This is a genomic window from Rhodopirellula europaea 6C, assembly GCF_000338295.1.
GTDB lineage: Bacteria > Planctomycetota > Planctomycetia > Pirellulales > Pirellulaceae > Rhodopirellula > Rhodopirellula europaea.
Genome location: NZ_ANMO01000148.1, coordinates 1 through 18,382, shown reverse-complemented (window position 1 = coordinate 18,382; position 18,382 = coordinate 1). Strand labels below are relative to the sequence as shown.

9 protein-coding genes and 1 tRNA gene are annotated in these 18,382 nt (G+C 57.4%); 2 read left to right on the top strand and 8 right to left on the bottom strand.

Features of this window, described 5'->3' with window-relative positions:
- Nucleotides 1–191: 191 nt before the first annotated feature.
- Complete coding sequence (locus RE6C_RS15800) at nucleotides 192–1,139, bottom strand: DUF1559 domain-containing protein (protein WP_008658052.1); 948 nt, start codon at nucleotides 1,137–1,139, stop codon at nucleotides 192–194.
- A 298-nt stretch (nucleotides 1,140–1,437) separates the two neighbouring features.
- Nucleotides 1,438–4,551: a COG1361 family protein gene (locus tag RE6C_RS15795; RefSeq protein WP_008658050.1), complete on the bottom strand. Its 3,114-nt coding sequence runs from the start codon at nucleotides 4,549–4,551 to the stop codon at nucleotides 1,438–1,440.
- A 209-nt stretch (nucleotides 4,552–4,760) separates the two neighbouring features.
- On the opposite strand from RE6C_RS15795, the gene RE6C_RS15790 reads away from it, so the two are divergent.
- A complete protein-coding gene (locus RE6C_RS15790; RefSeq protein WP_236618254.1) occupies nucleotides 4,761–5,093 on the top strand; it encodes a tetratricopeptide repeat protein in 333 nt (110 codons plus the stop codon).
- Nucleotides 5,094–5,328: 235 nt separating this feature from the next.
- On the opposite strand, the gene RE6C_RS15785 is transcribed toward RE6C_RS15790, so the two are convergent.
- The 6 genes from RE6C_RS15785 to RE6C_RS15760 all read right to left on the bottom strand — a co-directional run bounded on the left by RE6C_RS15785 (nucleotide 5,329) and on the right by RE6C_RS15760 (nucleotide 16,451).
- The gene (locus RE6C_RS15785) at nucleotides 5,329–6,513 is read right to left on the bottom strand and encodes a pseudouridine synthase (protein ID WP_008658046.1); all 1,185 of its coding nucleotides are present in this window, start codon (nucleotides 6,511–6,513) and stop codon (nucleotides 5,329–5,331) included.
- Between the two features lie 23 nt (nucleotides 6,514–6,536).
- A tRNA-Ile gene (locus RE6C_RS15780) sits at nucleotides 6,537–6,610 on the bottom strand.
- Nucleotides 6,611–6,768: 158 nt separating this feature from the next.
- Entirely contained in the window at nucleotides 6,769–7,956 is a 1,188-nt protein-coding gene (locus tag RE6C_RS15775) for an aminotransferase class I/II-fold pyridoxal phosphate-dependent enzyme (protein WP_008658044.1), read from the bottom strand.
- A 25-nt stretch (nucleotides 7,957–7,981) separates the two neighbouring features.
- Nucleotides 7,982–9,904: a sulfatase family protein gene (locus tag RE6C_RS15770; protein ID WP_008658042.1), complete on the bottom strand. Its 1,923-nt coding sequence runs from the start codon at nucleotides 9,902–9,904 to the stop codon at nucleotides 7,982–7,984.
- Nucleotides 9,905–9,995: 91 nt separating this feature from the next.
- On the bottom strand, nucleotides 9,996–12,335 hold the full coding sequence (locus RE6C_RS15765; protein WP_008658041.1) for an efflux RND transporter permease subunit: 2,340 nt from the start codon (nucleotides 12,333–12,335) through the stop codon (nucleotides 9,996–9,998).
- Nucleotides 12,336–12,542: 207 nt separating this feature from the next.
- Nucleotides 12,543–16,451, bottom strand: a complete 3,909-nt coding sequence (locus RE6C_RS15760) for an efflux RND transporter permease subunit (RefSeq protein WP_008658039.1) — start codon at nucleotides 16,449–16,451, stop codon at nucleotides 12,543–12,545.
- Between the two features lie 517 nt (nucleotides 16,452–16,968).
- Here RE6C_RS15760 and RE6C_RS15755 point away from each other — a divergent pair.
- A complete protein-coding gene (locus tag RE6C_RS15755; RefSeq protein ID WP_008658037.1) occupies nucleotides 16,969–18,105 on the top strand; it encodes a transaldolase family protein in 1,137 nt (378 codons plus the stop codon).
- Nucleotides 18,106–18,382: the final 277 nt, after the last annotated feature.

The window sequence follows — 18,382 nt, the reverse complement described above, 5'->3', positions numbered from 1 at the left end:
CTCCACGCAACGGCGTTGGCCGCTCGGTTTCGGTAGTCGGGCATATCAAGACGCGATCGAACGTAAAGCATCTCGTAAACGCGGAGATTTCCGTTTCAAACCAATTTGGTCGATCGGCCATGCATGTCGATTTGCCATGCATACGGTCGGTCCGCTGACGGCTGGCGAATCGAACGAACCACAGGTTAAAATCAAAAATCGTCGTGGTCGAACACTTCTTTGTTGTCGCGGCTGCCGATCGCGTGGCGGACTTCTTCGTTGATTGAATCCGTTGTGAATCGAACGGACCCGTCGCACATCAACAGATGCGTGCCGCCAGGATGGTAGCTCCCCAATGACATTTGCAGGTTGTCTTTGGGGACGTCTCGCAGGTTGAAGCCGAAATGAAGCGAGCAAAGTGCTTCGGAGAAGTCTTGTCCGTTCTGTGCGTCGAAGTCTTCGTGGTAGAGCATGAAGTGGTCGCACACGCCGCACTCTTCGTGGTCAATGTATTTCGCTTCGCCAACCATCACGGTGTTGCTGAGTCCGTCCAGGATCGCGGCGAAGTTGATCGGCTTGCGATCGGGGCGATTGTCGCAGACGTCTCCGCCTGACGTGATGTGACAGAAGTCCGTCGCCAAGAAGACGCCATTGCCACGGTCAAAACCGATGTAGTCGAACATGGAATGTTCGTTCCAATTGACATCGCTGCCGCCGTTGCCGAGGTACGTGTTTCGCACCCGGCCAGTGATCTTGTCTCCGGGCTGGCTGAGCGCGATCGGTCCGATTTGGGACGGACAGCGAAACACCATGACGGGTGCTGTCGCGAGTTGTCTGAACCGGACACTTTCGGGCAAACCGCCGGTTGGGCCGCCGCGCTCACCGTAGGGAACGATGTCAGCAAGTTCGCGTTGCTCTAAAAACGCGAGGATGTCTGTTGTCCAGCTTGGGCCCCACCCGCCTTTTGCGCCCCACGGCAATGTGCGGTAGACCGACTCGTAATTGTGAAGCGCCAGCCCAATATTTTTCAGGTTGTTGGTGCACTGAACCTTGCGAGCAGCCTCGCGAGCAGCCTGGACGGCCGGCAAAAGCAATCCGATCAGAATCGCGATGATCGCGATGACAACCAGAAGCTCGACCAGCGTGAACGCTTGGCGCATCCGGCAGCAAACACGCGATGATGGGCCGAGAAAAAGTCGCGGCGTCGCGGAGTGGCAATTCGGGCGGTGGGGGGCGAGCGGGGCAGGGCAGGGCATGCCGCCATTTTCGCTGAAACCCCCAGTTGGGGAAAGGATGAATCTGTAAAAAAAGCGGCGTGTCGGTTTCCCAACACGCCGCTTTTGAAGGATTATCAGACGTTGCCGCCGAATTGCTCGCTATTCGCGTTTCGTTTGCCAGGTCTCGCAATCACCCGAGCGAGATTGGTTGGCGAGCCGCGAAGGAGCAACCGTGGCGAGATCAACGCAGTGGCAAGGAAAACTCGTTGCCACCCGGTCCGCTGCGACGGCTGATGCGATCGTTGCGAGCGTTCATGTAGTGAGTCGCTTCTTCAGCAACCAAGATCGTGTCACCGCTGCGGACTTCGGTGCGGAAGCGATGGTGTCCGCCCTCGGCCGCTTTGGCGATGATCTGCATCCGAATTTCTTCACCCGCATCGATGCGAGCGATCGGGTTGATCAACACCTGACCGGTGATGACTTTGCCGTCGTTGCCCAACAGTTGTTGAGGCTCGATGCCGTTGCTGAACTGAGCGATCGCACGAACGTCGGTTGCAGGTTTGCTACCGCGGTTGCGAATCACGATCTGATACGTGACGTCTTGTCCAACAGGTGCCGGTGCGGATGGATCTTCGATTGAGAGAACCAAGTCAGCGATGGCTTCCACGTTGGTTGTCAAGGCGACACCGGTTTGACCCGCTGCACTGCCTTTGCAGTTGAACGTGAATTCATGTTGGCCGGTTGAATCCAAACGGCACTGGAATTGATAGTTGCGACGGGCACCTGGAGTGAGCGAAGCGATCTTCCAACGCAATTGGTTGTCGATCAACGAAGCACCTTCCATGCCGCCGATGTATGTGACGCCCATTGGCAAAGTCAGCGTTGCAACAACATCGTCGCTGGCCGTTGTGCCATGGTTGGTCAGCTCCAACTGATACATTGCGTCGGTGTTTTGGTACTTGAGCTCGGGGCCGGACAAAACGGCTTCCAAGTCAGCGGCCAAGACGCGAACGTTCTTGTCAGCTTCGGCTTTCAATTCCAAGTCACCGGCAGCCAAGCCGTGGATCTTCAGGTCACCCAAGTCTTGAGCGGTTAGCTCGACTTCGAATTGAGCTTCTTTGCCCGAAGGGATGTCGCCAATGCGTTGGCTTTGCGGCGTGCTGGATTCGGGTGACAGTGTGAACACGACGTTGGGTGCAATGCCATCGCCTGGGTTCAAGACGCGAATTGTGTAGGTCTTTGATTGACCGTAGATGACTTCGTCTGGACCGTCGATGGTCAGAGCCAACTCGGGTTCTTGAACCTGGATTTGCATGCGTTCCTTTTGTGGAGCGATGGTCCAGTCAACGTTCACATCGTGGGTACCACTGCGTGACGCTTTGAGGCGAACCAACATGCGTTCGGATTGACCGGCGGCCAAGGTCTCGATGCGCCAGTTCAGTTGACGGACTCCGTTTTCGGTGACACCAGCAACATCGCCACGGGTGGCTTGCTGGCCAACCACGTCGGCCCAGTCAGGAATGTGAGCTCGGACGACCAAGCCTTCCGCATCCACGTTGCCGCGGTTTTCGACGCGAATTTCGTAGGGGTGCGTTTGACGGATCATGACCTTCTTTGGTCCAGCCGTGGTCACGCGAATGCCGGGCAGTTCGCTGGCGGTCGTTGTCGACTGGGCTTCTTGCGTTGGTGCGGTCGCTGGAGCCGCCACGTTTCCACGCATGTTGTTGGGGTATTCGTTACCGGCGTAGTCCGAGTTCGGGTTGCCGAGCGTGGTGGCTGGTCCTGCGACCGAGCGTGCGGGCACGGACGAACGAGCTTGGAAAGGATCTCGTGCTTGGAACTGGTCGTGCGAAACACCATTGGAGTTGTGCCAAGCCGATTGTGGTTGGCCCAAGGTGGATTCGGCTGGTTGCGAAGGTGCACCGACGGGCAAACGATCGCTGATCGGATGCAATGCGATTCCGCTGTTGCCATTGGCCGCGAGTGAACCAGATGGACGCGTGTCAGCTCGACCGCCACCAAAGGTTTGCATCTTGGTTGGCGTTTCGTCGGCAGCGCTATCTGATGCAGCGGCACTGTTTGTGGCCGAACTGCGAGGCGATGCGGCAACGAACGAGTCTGCAGGAGTCGGCTGCGTCATTGATGGTGCTTGGCGAGCTTCGCCCAGCGTGATCGTTGTTGATGCTGTCTTGGCTGGCGACGCCAGCGGTGCTGGGGTGTTGACCGGAGCAGGTGCCTGGATCGGGGCCATCGCAACGCTCTTTGGCGGAACCAATTGGCTGATCCGATGCGGGGCTGGTGCGGGAGTCGCAACAGGCTCGCTCTTGGCAACCACTTTCGATGGTGCTTCAGCAGGTGCAGGTTCGGTTGCCGGAGGTGCGGGCTTTGCTACCGGAGTTGGTTGTGCAGCAACGGTGGTTGGAGCCGGGGCTGGTTTGGCAGCGACTTTGGGAGCCGGCATTTGAACTGGAGCGGCTGGCTTCGGTTCTGGTTTTGGCTCAGGCTTCGGTTCCGCTTTGGCAACGTCAGCCGAAGGAGTTTTCGCGGGAGCTGGTTTAGCAACCGGTGCTGGTTTCGATTCGACCTTGGGTTCGGTTTTGGCAACGACGGTTGGCTTGCGACGACGAGATGATTCCGTGGTCGACAGCTCTTCCATGGTTGGCTCGGTTTCCACCTTCAAGATTCGGCGTGAAACCTTTGGCACGATCTCGACGGGTTCTGTTTTGACCGGTGAGATCGCGATGGGTGAGCTGCGAACGACAGGAACCGGCGACGATTTGCTTTCGACGCGAATTGGTTTTGAGGGTGCCTTGCGAGTGATCGATGTTTCTATCTTCGGTGGCTGAGGCACTTGCGAAGTTGGTCGCGGAGTCGAACGTTGCACGACGCGTGAACCAGCGTTCGGGTCACGCAAAGGCGTTGTGCCGGCGGTCGATCGTGGCGAGGTGCTTTGGCTGCGGTGAGTTGGAATGCCGCTCCAATCCACATCACGGTCGCTGGGGACCGCGGTTGCAGTGCGGCCGTCGTTGCTCGATTTGCTGGATGACGAGGATCCACCAAACAAGCTGCCCAGCAAACCGTTGCTGGACGAACGGGAAGTGGTCCGCGAACGTGAATTCAGGCCGCTGAGAATGCCAGTGGACTTTCCGCGGCCGCTGAGCTGTTTCCCGACAACCTGTTGGATCTCAGGGTTGTCCGTGGTTTCTTGTGCGGCGACGCTTTGTGGCCCGAATGAGGTCCAAGGCGTTGGTCCGACGGTGAAAGACGTCGCGAACATCGCTGCGGCCATGAAGACCGGCAAACGACGGCGTGGCGACGCCAAATGCTTGATGAGTTGACAAAGACCGCGCGACATTTTTGTACTCGTCTCGTGACACGAAAGGGTGATTCGATCGTGGTATCGGCTGTCCGGGTATTCCAAGCTGAATGAATTTGCACGACGATGACGGTTTGGGCGGAAATTTGGTCTGTGTCACTTGTGACGACGGGCCGCTTGATGCCCCCGAATCAGCAGCGGTTTCGGGCGTTGCTTGTCCTTTCCAGTCAACCGAGCGATGGAGTTTCATGTCTCGACGCGAAAAAATCGAAGCCATGTTGGCGGACGATCCCACTGACACGTTCTTGCGTTATTCCTTGGCGATGGAATATCGATCCGAGGGCGATCATGAAACGAGTTTGGTGAAACTGCGTGAGCTGTTCACCGACGATCCACCGTATGTGCCGGCGTTCTTCATGGCCGCGCAACAATTGGTCGATCTGGGCCGAATCGATGAGGCTCGCTCCATCTTGCGTGATGGAATTGAACAGGCTCGTACCCAGAACGACTCGCACGCGGCAGCCGAGATGAGCGAGCTGCTTTCGTCGATCGGGATGCTGGGCGAAGACGACGATTTGTAATCGTTGTCAGTCTTCTAGCGGGCTAGATTTCTCTCGCCGTATGCTGGACTTCCTCGTCCGGCAGGAGTTGCTGGTTTCGACGGACTTGGAAGTCCATCGTACGGGGGTGTGAGGCAGCAAGCTTGGGTCGTGCAGCGCTGCGTTGGGAGTGCAGCGGTGGTTGGCGTTGCTAGGGGTGGGGTAGGTCGACGGACTTGGAAGTCCATCATACGGGGGTGTGAGGCAGCAAGCTTGGTTACGATCGGCCGCCGCGACGGGATGCTTTTCCTCGGCCTTTCTTGACGCCACCGGGTTTGGTGGCGGGTTTCTTCCCGGCGGTTCGTTTGCGGATGATGTCCGGGTTGGCACCTCGCTCTGTCTTGCTGCGAGATTCCTTGGGGGCGTCCCCGCCGATCACTATTCCGGTGGAACCACCGCTCGACAGAGTTCGCTTTTTGACTGGCTTCGAAGTCTTTGTGCCGGTTGCACGCGTTTCGGTCGAACGACTTTTCTTGACCGCCTTACGACCGCCCTTGAATGCGGGACGTCCGCCGGTTCCCTTGGCCGCAACATTGCGACTGGCACCGCCCGGACGACGCTTGATTGATTGCTTCGATGCGGGGCGTGCCGGAGGAGCTGTTTTGGCGGCTTTCTCAGCCGCATCGATGCTGCGACGCAGTTTGTCGACTTCGTCTCGCGTCATTTTTCGGTAAGCACCACGCGGAACATCACCCAGTTTCAAGGGGCCGATGGCTACACGACGAAGCTGTTGGACTTTGTGTCCGAACCGAGCCAGGATCCGGCGGATTTCGCGGTTCTTGCCTTCCTTCAACCGAATTTCCATTTCGGTGGCTTTGGTTCGTGCCTTGATGATTTTGGCACCATCGACTTGAACCAAGCCTTCGGCGATGTAGATGCCTTCCCGCATCTTCTTCATCGTTTCGCCGCGTACTTCGCCGGCGACGACGACGCGGTAAACCTTTTGAATACCAAACTTCGGGTGAGCCAACTTTTGAGCCAAGTCACCGTCGTTGGTCAGCAGGATCAGACCTTCGCTGGAGATGTCCAAACGTCCAACTGGGAAGACGCGTTCGGTCGGAGGAACCAAGTCGATCACACGTGGACGGCCGCGCGGGTCTCGGTTGGTCGTGACGATGCCAACTGGTTTGTTGACAACGTAATAAACCAGTTTCTGAGGACGTAGGTAGTTCCCGTCGACTCGAACCTTTTGGACGTCGGGATCGACCGTGGTGCCGAGTTCGGTGATCGTCTCGCCGTCGACATCCACCCGCCCTTCGCGAATCAGTTCTTCGCACTGACGTCGGCTGCCAAAGCCCGCCGAAGCGAGCAATTGGTTGATTCGTTTGGCCGACGACGATGCCTTGTCTTTCGACGTAGGCTTCGCGCGTTTGGATTTGGAGGACGAGGGTTGGCGTGGCATGAAAGGACGAGCAAAGAAAAAGGTAGGGCTGGCAGGACTTGAACCCGCGACCTAGGAATTATGAGTTCCCAGCTCTAACCAACTGAGCTACAGCCCCGAAATGCGAGATTCGCAGGGGCAAATGATAGCTGCCCACCCGAGTTTGTGACAGTGATGAAGTTGCGAGTCGGGCGATCTAGTCCGCTCGCGGGTCTCCGCCGTCGATCGCTCCAAAACCCTTCGCGGGGCGATTCTCGTCGCTTGGGTGAGGTGGCTCTACGGGGTCGCCGAGGCCATCTCCGCTGATCCCAGACGCGGGCAAACTCGGTGCATGATGTCAGCGAGCAATTCGATATCATGGTCGCGGTGGGCGGATGTGATCGAAACTCGCAAACGAGACTGCCCCGATGTGACCGTTGGTGGACGAATCGCAGGGACGAAAAAGCCGTTCTCTCGCATCGCTTGACTGGCACGGACCGCTTCGGCTTCCTCACCGATGACCAGCGGTATGATCGGGATTCCCGCCTCAATTCCGGCCGCTTCCAAATTCATGCGTCGGCGAAAGAGTCGCGAAAGATGAGCCAGGCGATCTCGCCGATCTTGCCAGAGCGACAGACGCTGGATCACCCGGTGGGCTCCTTCTGCGACGATCGGTGCCAACGAAGTGCTGTAGATCAGTGAGCGGCAAGCGTTGACCAGCGTGTCGATGACGACTTGAGGGCCGGCGACAAAGCCTCCTTGGTGGCCAACCGCTTTGCTGAGCGTTCCGATTCGAACCGTAACGCGATCGGAGACTCCCATCGCATCGCATAGCCCGCCACCTCGACGCCCGAGGACACCGGTGCCGTGAGCTTCGTCGACGATCATGTGGGCGCCGAAGCGTTCGGCCAAATCCGCCAGTTGAGGCAGGGGGGCGATGTCGCCGTCCATGCTGAAAACTCCATCCGTCACGATCCAGGTCAAACCGCCTTTGCCAGCTCGATCGGTCAGGACATGTTCGACGAAGTCCAAGTCGCGGTGGGGATAGATCACGCGTTCAGCTTTGGACAAACGGCAACCATCAATCAACGACGCGTGATTGAGTTCATCGCTGAGGATCAGATCGCCCTCGCCGGCCAAGGTTGCGATCGTGCCCGAGCACGCGGCGTAGCCAGATGGAAAGACAACCGCGGATTCAGCCATTTCCAATTCGGCGATGCATCGAGCGAGCGCTTCGTGGCGAGGCGTCCACCCACAGATCAAAGCACTGGCGGTCGAACCGTGGGTCTCGTGCGGCGATTGCAAATCACAACCGCGAGTTTCGTCGGCAACGACACCGAGGTAGTCGTTGCCGCCAAAGTTCATCAACCGACGCCCGTCCGCTTCGACGACGTGAACCCCTTCGACCTTTCGGGCACTCAGCTTTCGCGTCCGGCCTTCTTGAGCAATGGTTTCCAAACGATCGTGAAGCGGTTGTAGTGACATCGGTCCAATCCCTGCTGAGAATACGCTAGTTCGCTAACAGATATTTGAGCAGACTTTGGACATACTTATCGGCTCGGATCGGAGGATTGTCACCTTTTGTGGGGACTTTCTGCAGAGCTGATTTGACGTCCCAGTCGAGCTGTCGACGATGGTTGTCGATCAAGTTGAGCGCCGTCATCGCGACGAAGTGACCTTCGTTGTCAACGTTAGCGAACTGCAACAGCGTTTCTTTCGCGTGTTCGCGTTGCGAGTCGTTGCCTGCGACGAGCAATCCTTCGCAAGCGGCGGCGCGAACGATCGGCGACTCATCTTTCGCGGCGATCGGATCCAACAACCGGAGGACAGCAGCGTGGGCGTCCGCATCGAGGGTTGCGTTTGGTGACAAAATCGCAAGCGTTAAACCTCGCGTGCCCCAGTAACGATCAATGCTGGATTGGCTGTTGCAAAGTTTCTGCAGATCTTGAAGCTTCTGATCCGTCAATCCATTCCATGCCGTGGTGGTATCCCAGGCCATGTCAACCAAGTGATCCCAGTTCAAATCGCTGGACATCGCCCACTTGCGAGGTTGAGTCTTGCCGGCCAAACGATGCATCTCGGCTTCTGGGACAACGCCCAAGTCAGTCGTCGACTTCATCCAGTTGCGAAGCTCAGTTCGCATCGCGTTGAGCTTGTCCGCGTGAGCGGGATCGGAAACCAGGTTGTTGACTTCGTCCGGATCCGCTTGCAGATCGAACAACTCTTCCAGAGGTTTGACTTGCCAGACTTTGGACTGAGCTTCGTTCAGTTCACCCGCATCGAACATCTTCTTCCAAATTTGCGTCGTTGGCGTTTGGAACATGTAATCGATGTAGGCGAAGTAGATTCGCTCGGGATGGAAGTGACGGATGTAGACATAGCGTCCGTCCGTGCAACTGCGAACCATATCGACACGTTCGTCCATGCGTCCGCGATAGCCGAACAAGTATTCTTTCGATTCTCCGTTGAGCTGACCTGCGAAAGGAATGCCTTGCATCTCGGATGGCAATTCCGCACCGGCCAAGCTGATCGCGGTTGGTCCCATGTCGACAAAGCTGACCATTCGATCGCTGACGCCGCCGGAGTTGTAATCCGTCGGTGCGAGGTGCTTGTACTTTTCAGGAACATGCAACAGGAAAGGAACATGCAATCCGGAATTGTAGGGCCAACGTTTGCTTCGCGGCATGCCGCTGCCATGGTCGCCGTAGTAGAAGACGATGGTTGAATCCGTCAGTCCGTCTTCCTCGAGTTGCTTGAGCACCTTTCCGCACATCGCATCCATTTCGGTCAAGCGATCGTAGTACTGCGCCCAATCTCGACGGACGGTGTGAACGTTTGGCTGATACGCCGGCACGGGAGCCTTGTCGGGATCGTGGACCAGCGTGTGCTTGTTGCGAATCTGGCTCTCGTGGCTGATCGTGAAGTTGAAGACCGAGAAGAACGGCTGGTCTTCTCGTTCGCGATGGCGGAAGTGAGCCTTGTTGTTGCACTCGTGCCAGCTCTTGATCGCGGCTGAATCGGCGAAGTTGTAATCGGTCTTCGAGTTGTTGGTGCAGAAGTACCCGGCTTCACGGAGCACGTTGGGGTAGAACTTGAAATCCTTGGGGACACGCACGCCACTTCGCATGTGTTCGCCGCCCAGGCTGGTCGCATACATGCCAGAGATCAACGTGGTCCGCGCGGGTGCACAGACGGGGGCGTTGGACCAACATTTCTTGTATCGCAAGGAGCGTGACGCGAGCTTGTCCAGGTGGGGCGTGTCGGCGTATTCATCGCCGTAGCAACCTAGTTGCGGCCCGTTGTCCTCGCTGGTCAGCCACAGAATGTTTGGCGGAGGCAACGCGTCGGAATCCGCGGCTTCGACAGTGGTCAGCAAAGCGGGAGAAAGGAAACAGCAGCCAACCCATGCGGCAGCGATCCAAGATTTGATCATGGTGGAGATCTTTGGTGTGAGGCGGGAGATTGTGGGGGAACAACCCGAGGCCTCACATGGTAACCGAACGTGAAAGCTTGCGCGTGATTGGCTACCGAGTCGTTGACGCTTTTTGTTTGGGAGCTTTGGGTGTCAGGAACCGACCCAGAGGCGATGCCAGCAATGCGGGCAGCAAAAGGACGTCGCCCACCAAGGCGGCGAGGAGCAATCCGAACATCATGAAAGCGAATCGCTGGGTCGGTTGGAAATCCGACAACCCATAAACCAACGGCGAAATGGCGCAGACGGCCGTGGTCTGCCACATCGCGGGGCCGCATTTGTGGAGTGCCGCGAGTGACGCTTCGGTTCGCGGTTTCCCCTTGCGGGATTGGCTTTGAAATTTGGTCAAGAAGTGAATGGTGCCATCGACGGCGATCCCCAACGCGACGCTGGCGGTCATCACCGATCCGATGTCGAGCGGAGTCTCCAGCAAACCCATTGTTCCAAACAACGTGATCGTCGGAAACAAGTTGGGGAACATCGCAACGAGGCCACCGGTGAAGCTTCTCAGCAACAACATCATGATGATGGCAACGATTCCAAAGGCAGCTAGGAAGCTACGGAACAAATCCTGCAGCAACACGTCTTGGGACTCGGTCGTCATCGGAACGCCACCGGTGAATTGAGGCGAGATCCCCTGGCCGGCTTCTTCCAGGATCGGGATGACTTCCGCCTGAACACGTTGGAACTCAGTCCGGTAGTCGATCGCTTCGTCAAATGGGAATCGAAAGCTGATCCGCCAAAGTTGGTTACCCTTTTTGTCTTTCGCGATGTAGCCAGCGTCCTGCAACGGGGAATCAGGATCCTCCAATTGCTTGCGGATGTTGGCCTCCAAGACGGTCGATCGAATTGACCGGCTCTTCTTCGACGGTGGGCTGGGCAAAAACGAGCGTGCGGAAAATACTCCGCCAACCAACTCGGTGGACCGGAGATGGTCGTCGACATCGCGAACCAATCGAAACCGATCGATGGGATCGGGCATCGAATCCGGCGGGAATTGGACGACGACTTCCGCATTGATCGTCGGGCCGATGTGTTCTTCAAACCAAGCGTAGTCCGTCCGGATGCGACTGTTCTCCGGGAACATTCGCGGGATGTTGACTGACGTTGTCAGTTGCGGCAAACCCGATGCCGCGACGCCGGTGATAATCGTGAATAACGCGACGACGATCACAGGGAACTTCATGAACTGAGCCGCAAATGCTTCCCAGGCATGCCCGACTTTTGATCGCCACTTTTCAACCGGAAGCGGATCGTTGTCGTCTTGATTTGATTTGGCCAACGCCGCACGGTGTTTGATGCGGTGTCGTTTACCGTGCCACTGCATCGCACCGGGCAGGAGCAACAACAACAGCAACAACGTGCCGAACACTGATCCCGCGGCGATGAACCCGAATGCACTGACGGGAACCAAGCGAACCAAACCGAGTGAACCCAGGCCGATGATGGTCGTTGTTGCCGCCAGCCAACACGGCAGGATGCCAGCCTGCATGGCTTGTCGAGTGGCGGCAGTCGGATCGATGTTGGGATCGCTGCACATCGCGTCGCGGTAGTAGTTGCACAGGTGAATTCCGGCACTGGCGGTCAGCACGAATACCAGAGGCGGCAACACGATTAGAATCGCGTTCATTTCGATGCCGGAATACAACACCATGGCCAGCGACATGCCTTGGCCGATCACAGCCACGATGATGATGATCGCGGTCAATACGATCGATCGCAGGCAGAAAACGCAAATGAGCGCGCCAACGATGACCGATGGCAATGTGAACCGATCAATCGAACCTTGGGCTTCCGCATCGACCAGTGCTCCATCGGTTGGCGGACCGGCGGTGTAGATCTCTTCCTCAGGGACACCGATTTTGTCGGAAACCAGTCGCCGGGCTTGGGCCAGGACTTCTTGCCGATTGAGGTTTCCGGTTTCTGAAAAAGTCGCCAACACGATTGTTTGCTCGCCGTCTTCTCCGACGAGCGATCCCTTCAGTCGAGCCCGCGTGGCTCGTTCAGAGAAGCTGGTCGGTGGACTGGTCAGGACATCAAAAACACGCTGGCCTGAACTGACGCCTTCGAGGTACGCCGGACGGTTCGAAGTCGGTTGCGTCAGTGGCAGCAAAGTTTCCGCGGCCTGGTCGACTTCCTCGGCACCAATCTTCGCGCCGTCCCACCCGATCATCAGAACATCTTGACCCTGAAACAGTTTCGAGAAGTCGTCGTACTGCTTCCGGACCGGCATGTCCTCCGGTAGCCACAACGCGGGCGCGTTGTACATGGTCGACAAAGCACGTGCAGAATCACGGGCCGCCAAGGGTGCGAGAATGCAAACAGCCAGCAGACCGATGCAAAATCGCACGCGATACGTCGTCGCTTGGTCGGCGAGAGATTTCAGGGGCATTGGGGAGTGTCGATCGGTACGGAACGGATTGAACGCCGAGCCTACCGAATCGAACCCTCGCTGACGACTCGTAATCGACCGCCAAGTCAGCGTCACCGATCAGATGCAACGCGACGGCTCATTTCAATCCACCTGTTCGTCAAACTTTCTCATCGTCGCGAGGGCGAGAGACTTCCTACCCGCGACGCCGAGATCGTTGACGCCAATTCAACCCTTCCGCGAGGGCTGGTTGGATTCCGTGCGTGTCGGCGGTTTGTGAACCTTCAACACTGGCGTATCCTCCGTCACCACGATTCCGTCCGGGGATGGTTGGGGCTGGACGGAGTCGATGGGCGATGGTGATTCGGAGGTGACCGATTGTCCCGGATCGAAAGCTGGCTTACCCAGGTGGTCAATTCGTGGCTTGAAGACCTTTCCGAGCGGTCCGGCAAGCAGAGCGGGCAAAAGGATCAAGTCCCCGATCAGTGCGGCGGCCAACATGACCAACATCAACGTGCCAAAACGCTGCGTTGGTGTGAACGTCGACATCGCGAAAATGAACAGCCCCAAGCCACCGACGATGGTGGTTTGAGTCATCGCGGGACCGACTCGACGGTACGTCTCGATGACGGCGTCCTTGCGAGATTTGCCTTCCTCGAGGAATTGGCGGAACCACGTCAGGAAGTGGATCGTGTCGTCGACCGCGACGCCCATCGCGACGCTGGCGGTCATCATCGTTCCGATGTCCACCGCGGTTCGCAGGTGTCCCATGATGCCGAATACCAGCAGCACCGGAAACACGTTGGGAATCATCGAAACGGCACCGGCGGCAAAACCAGCTCGCAAGTTGGACGGTGCCAGCCATTGGCCGGGGAACGATCCCGGGTTGAGCAACACGATCATCACGAAACCAATCAGCACAAAGGCGAGCAAGATCGATTCGACCAAGCTGCCCAGCAGCGTTCTTTGGGCCTTGTAGACGACCGGCACGACACCGGTGTAAATGACCTGTGGCGTGGCGGGTTCGTCGAGCTCGAAGACGGGCAAGCGATTGGGTTGTCCGTCGGCGACCTTGTCGAGCGAAAGGATGTGCTTTGGGATCGGTCGTGAGATCACTTCCGTGGCGGAGATCAATCGTTCCGCTCCGGCGGCATATGATTCGACGGGTTCTGTCGAAGCGGCGGTTTTCGAAGTGGACGCCTGGAAACTCAACCCGGCCAAGTCGATGACCACATCCGCGGCGGCGATTCGGCGGTCCCAGTTTTCGTCCGTCGGTTTCGCGATCGCGTCTTCAGCATCCGGATCGATCCAGCTTTGGCGAATGCGTTCGTTGCCCAGCAGTTCACGTAGCGTCGACAAGAAAATGGCACGTTGGTCGACAACACGTTCGCCCGAGACTTCATCGGTGGTGACCAAGTCCGCGGAATCCAACTCGACGACGTTCTGTGCCCCGAGGACCAGGACCTTTGCCTTGGGAAGCTGCGTTCCATCGGGTTGTTGCAATTCACGAAGCAACTTCGCTCGCACCCGGTAGGCTTGCACAACTGGATCGACGGCATCCTTCAATTCGTTGATGAACAATCCGTAGTCGACGTCCGAGAGAGCACTGACTCGCAGGCTCAGTCGCCACAATTCGCTGTCTTTCAGCGGACCATTCTTCTCAATCTTGACGTAATCGCTGGTCAACAACTCATCACGCGATTCGTTCAACCGGCTGTTGAACTGGGATCGCGTGTTGCTCCAACCATTGCTGACGTCCGGTAGCGGCGCGATGAAGGTGTCCATGCTGGACGCTTGCCCCACTTTCGCGATTCCTTCTTCTCCGAGCGAACGTGTGACGACCTTGCGAATCCGAGCGACGGCCTCGATCCGTTCCAGCAAACTCAGCGAGATCGGATCGGACAAGCGATCTTGGTTGTCGTCTTCCTCTTCGGTCGAAGCAGACGCCAAGCGATCCGGCCGTTGAATCTCGGGCGGCATTCGGACGACAATTTCCATCGGTACCAAGTTGCCGAAGTGGTCTTCCAACCAAGCGTAATCGCGAAGGATGCGGGCCTGCGGATCGAACAACTTGAGCAACTGCACCGACGTGGTGATCTTGAACAGCCCCAGCGAAGCGATCGCCAATCCGGCGATGCAAGCGACGCTGACGATGGCATGATGTCCAGTGATCCAGCGGCCGACTCCGGCCCACCATGCGGCCAATTCCAGTTCGCCTGAGATGGCACCCTTCATCGGTGTCGATTCGGATTCGGTGTCGGCGGTCGATTCCGATTTGCGTTTCGCGGCAGCGAGTCGCTTGCGTTCTTCAGCTCTATCTTGGCCGAATTGTGGCGAGAAAGTCTCCAACGCGGCGGGTAAATAGCTGAATAGAATGCCCAGCGTCGAGATCACACCGATAGCGGAATACAAACCGAAGTTGCTGATCGGCTTCAGGTTGCTGGTGAACAGCGACGCCAGTCCGATCGCGGTGGTGAGTGCGGCCAGCGTACAAGGCAACGCGGCGTGCTTGAGTGCGCGAGTTGCCGCTCCACGTCTGCCGCGAAAACGAACTTCGTCGCGGTAGTAGTTGATGACGTGAATCGATCCGGACAGCCCCAACACATAAACCAACGAGGGCATCGACATCAAAATCGCATCGACACGGCCGCCCGTCCAACCCACCATCGACATGCTGAGCATCGCAGCGGAACCGCCGACGACGAACAACATGATGGTGACTTTGAAACTGCGGAAGCAGAAATACGAAAGCAGCACGCCGACCAAGATGCAGTAGCCGACCAAGCGAACCAGCGTGATCGTGCCTTCTTCATCGATGGCGATGTTGTCGATTGGTGGGCCGCCCATCCTCAGTGGCGGCATGCCTCCGATCGATTCCGGTGGTTCACGGTTGAACGGCGGCGGAGCACTGCTGGGTGGCAACGGCGGCTGAATCCCCGATTGCTGAGCCAATTGCAACAATCGACCTTGGGGAGTGCCCAGCGTGCCGCGTCCAACGGCGAACGCGAGATTGTCCTTGGCCAAATCGGTCAGCGTTACCAGCAAACATGTCAAACGCGGTGGCGGTTCGACACCCAACGCATCGTAGACCGCGTACCAAGCATCCGTTTGAGTTTGCGTCAGCGAGGTAGCAAGCTTTTCGCGGTCGCCATCCAATCGTTCCGCAACGAAAGTCTCGAGGGTCCGCACGATTGTTTCCGGTGCATCGCCTGGCAAGGCCGAGCGGCTTTCCTCGGGAAGTTTCTCGATGAACGATTCAGCTGTCCAATCGAATTCGTGCGGTACCGCCGGGGCAAACAATGTTCCCGTCAAACGTTCCATCGCCAGTCGTTTTGCAACGATTGGTTTCTTGGTCACGTCGGTCAGATCGATCGGCCACAGCGGACCACCTTCGGCGGCCAGCTCTTCGGCAATCGTGGCTCCCGTTTGAACGGTTTGAAACAACGGAGCGCACAACAGCATCGGGTCGTTGTAGAACGGGTTGATACGTTCCGTGGTCGATGGTTCACCGAACGCCGTTACGAATTGGCCCTTCAACTCGTAGGCACCCGTGGACTTCTGGAACTTGCGGACCAAAGCGGCCGGGCCGTTCATCGATTCTTCCCACCGGAACAATTTGCCGTCCGGTTTGATGTAGTACCAAGTCCCATCGGCTGATGCCAACCACTTCTCTTCTTCGCCACCCCAGTTGGTCAAGTCTTGACCGGGAGGCAGTAGTTCGAGCTCTTCGCCGAGTTCCCTCGCACGCACGCGAGCTTGGACTTCCGCCAGCGACAAAGCGTTCTCTCCCCAAGCTTCGTCCGCGGCAAGTTGCTCGCGGTAGTTGGCTGATTCGTGCAGAAGCTTGTCTTCGAACAATCGCAATCGCTGATCGCCGACGTTGCAGCCTTCCCACGTCAACAGAACAAAGCTTTCACCCGCGAAGTGATCCGCGAACCAGTCCAATTCTGCTGTTTCAGGAAAGTCGCTGGGCAACCAATCCTTGACGTCATTCTCTTTATTTTTCAATCCCATCCGAGCGGCGCGGAACGCCGATGGCAGGAAAAAGAAGAATCCCATGAGGATCAACAAAGCCACGGTCAGTCCCCACGGGCCAGGCCGCTCCAGGAACGACGGCTTGGTTGAATCTGCGGTCATCGAGGATTCCGAAAGTGAGAAGAAAGAGTCCGGTCGAGACGGGGGCGATTGGACAATGTGGAATGCGTGATCGTGATGAGTATCAAGCCCGATGTCCCGTCAATTCAGCTCGGCGGTGGACGAGCGATTCGCCGCCAACCACCGACACAGCAGTAAGCTATCGAGGGATTGGCGGAAGGTCCACGTCAATGCGATTGTCCGATCCAAACGTTTCGATTGTTGTGAGACAATTGAGAGGGTTAGAAAAGCTGGGGAGTTTCTGACCCAAAACACCCGGCGATGGCCAGGATCCGATTCGAAATTGGACAGCGACGGTTTGCCCCACCCCCACAAAACGAACGGAATGCAGTCTAATTGTCAGAACAGCCTAATCGGCGGAGCAGTTTGAACCAGAGCGTGAGAAATGTGTTTTCCACCACCCCGGCCCGCGAAGGTGGATCCGGATGGGGACGGTGAAGAACGCGGCTGGCCAATCGAGCCCGTTTCGGTTCGCATTTTGCAGCCTTTCCGTCGATGAATGCCGTCTCGTTCGCATCCCCGCGAATCACACTTGTCTATTCGAAACCCACGAAGTGAATTGATGTCTGAATCTCTCCAGTCCCTGATCGACTCCGGAACGAAGCTGTACCTGGACTCGGTCGAGCCATCCGAAATTGACCAGAACCTCAAGTGGGGGGCCGTCGGCGCCACCAGCAACCCCGCCATCATTTCGGGCATCGTCAAGGCAGGCGGTTTTGACGACCGCATCGACGCTTTGCTGAGCGAAGGTCACGACGACGAAGCCATCGCCTGGGCTTTGACGGACGAATTGGTTTCTGACGCGGAAAAGAAATTCGCCTCGATCAACGAATCTACCGGTGGCAACGCGGGTTGGGTCAGCTTCGAACTGGATCCGATTCTCGAAGATCCCGACCAAAGCTTTTCGTCCGCCGATATCGCCAGCCGCTACATCGAGTTGGGCAAGCAATGGAACGCCGGTCACACCAACCGAATGATCAAGGTTCCCGCGACGGAAGCCGGTTTGCTCGCGTTGGAAGAATTGGCCGCCGCCGGAATCACGCTGAACGTGACGTTGATGTTCACCGCCGACCAATACCACGCCGCTCGCGAAGCCATTTGGAAAGGCGCCCAACGTGCTGCTGAATCCGGAGTGCGATCACTGGACCAATTCAAGTCGGTGTACAGCATTTTCATCTCGCGAATTGATGTCTACACGCAAAAGGAATTGCCAAACCTGTCCGCTGACGCTCAAGGCCAAGTTGGTATCTTGAACGCCAAGCGAATATGGAAAGAGAACCAAGAGTTCTGGGCCGACAAGAATCTGAAGCTGGAACAAGAATTGATTTTCGCCAGCACGGGAACCAAGAGCAAAGATGACCCACCGTGGAAGTACGTCGCCGCGTTGGCTGGCAGCGACATTCAAACCAACCCGCCTGCGACCAACGAAGCGGTCGACGCCAGCGGAAAGAAGTTCACCAGCGAGGTGGCCGACATGCCATCGCAAGCGGTCCAAGATGAGATCGATGCCGCGTTGGACATCAAGGCCATGCACAAGTTCTTGATGGACGAAGGCGTCGATAAGTTCGTCAAGCCACAACGCGAATTGCTGGCGATCATCTCCGCCAAACGCGAAGAACTGACGAAACAAGCCTAGTCGTCGAGCAAGAGCTCTCAGGCAACAGTTTGAAATGCAATCAGCCGCGGCAAATGCCGCGGCTGATTTGCTATGTGTCCTGAACCGTCTGAGGATCGATCGGCGATTCACGAACCAACGAATCTGGACGCCTCACGAACCGGAGGGCTTGCGCCCTGCCGCTAAGTTTGGTACCGGAGAGCTCGTGCGCTGCAGCTGAAGTTGGTAGCGGAACGGCGCGACCCGTCCGGTGTTACGCTGGGCTGCTCACAAACCGGAGGGCTCGCGCCCTGCCGCT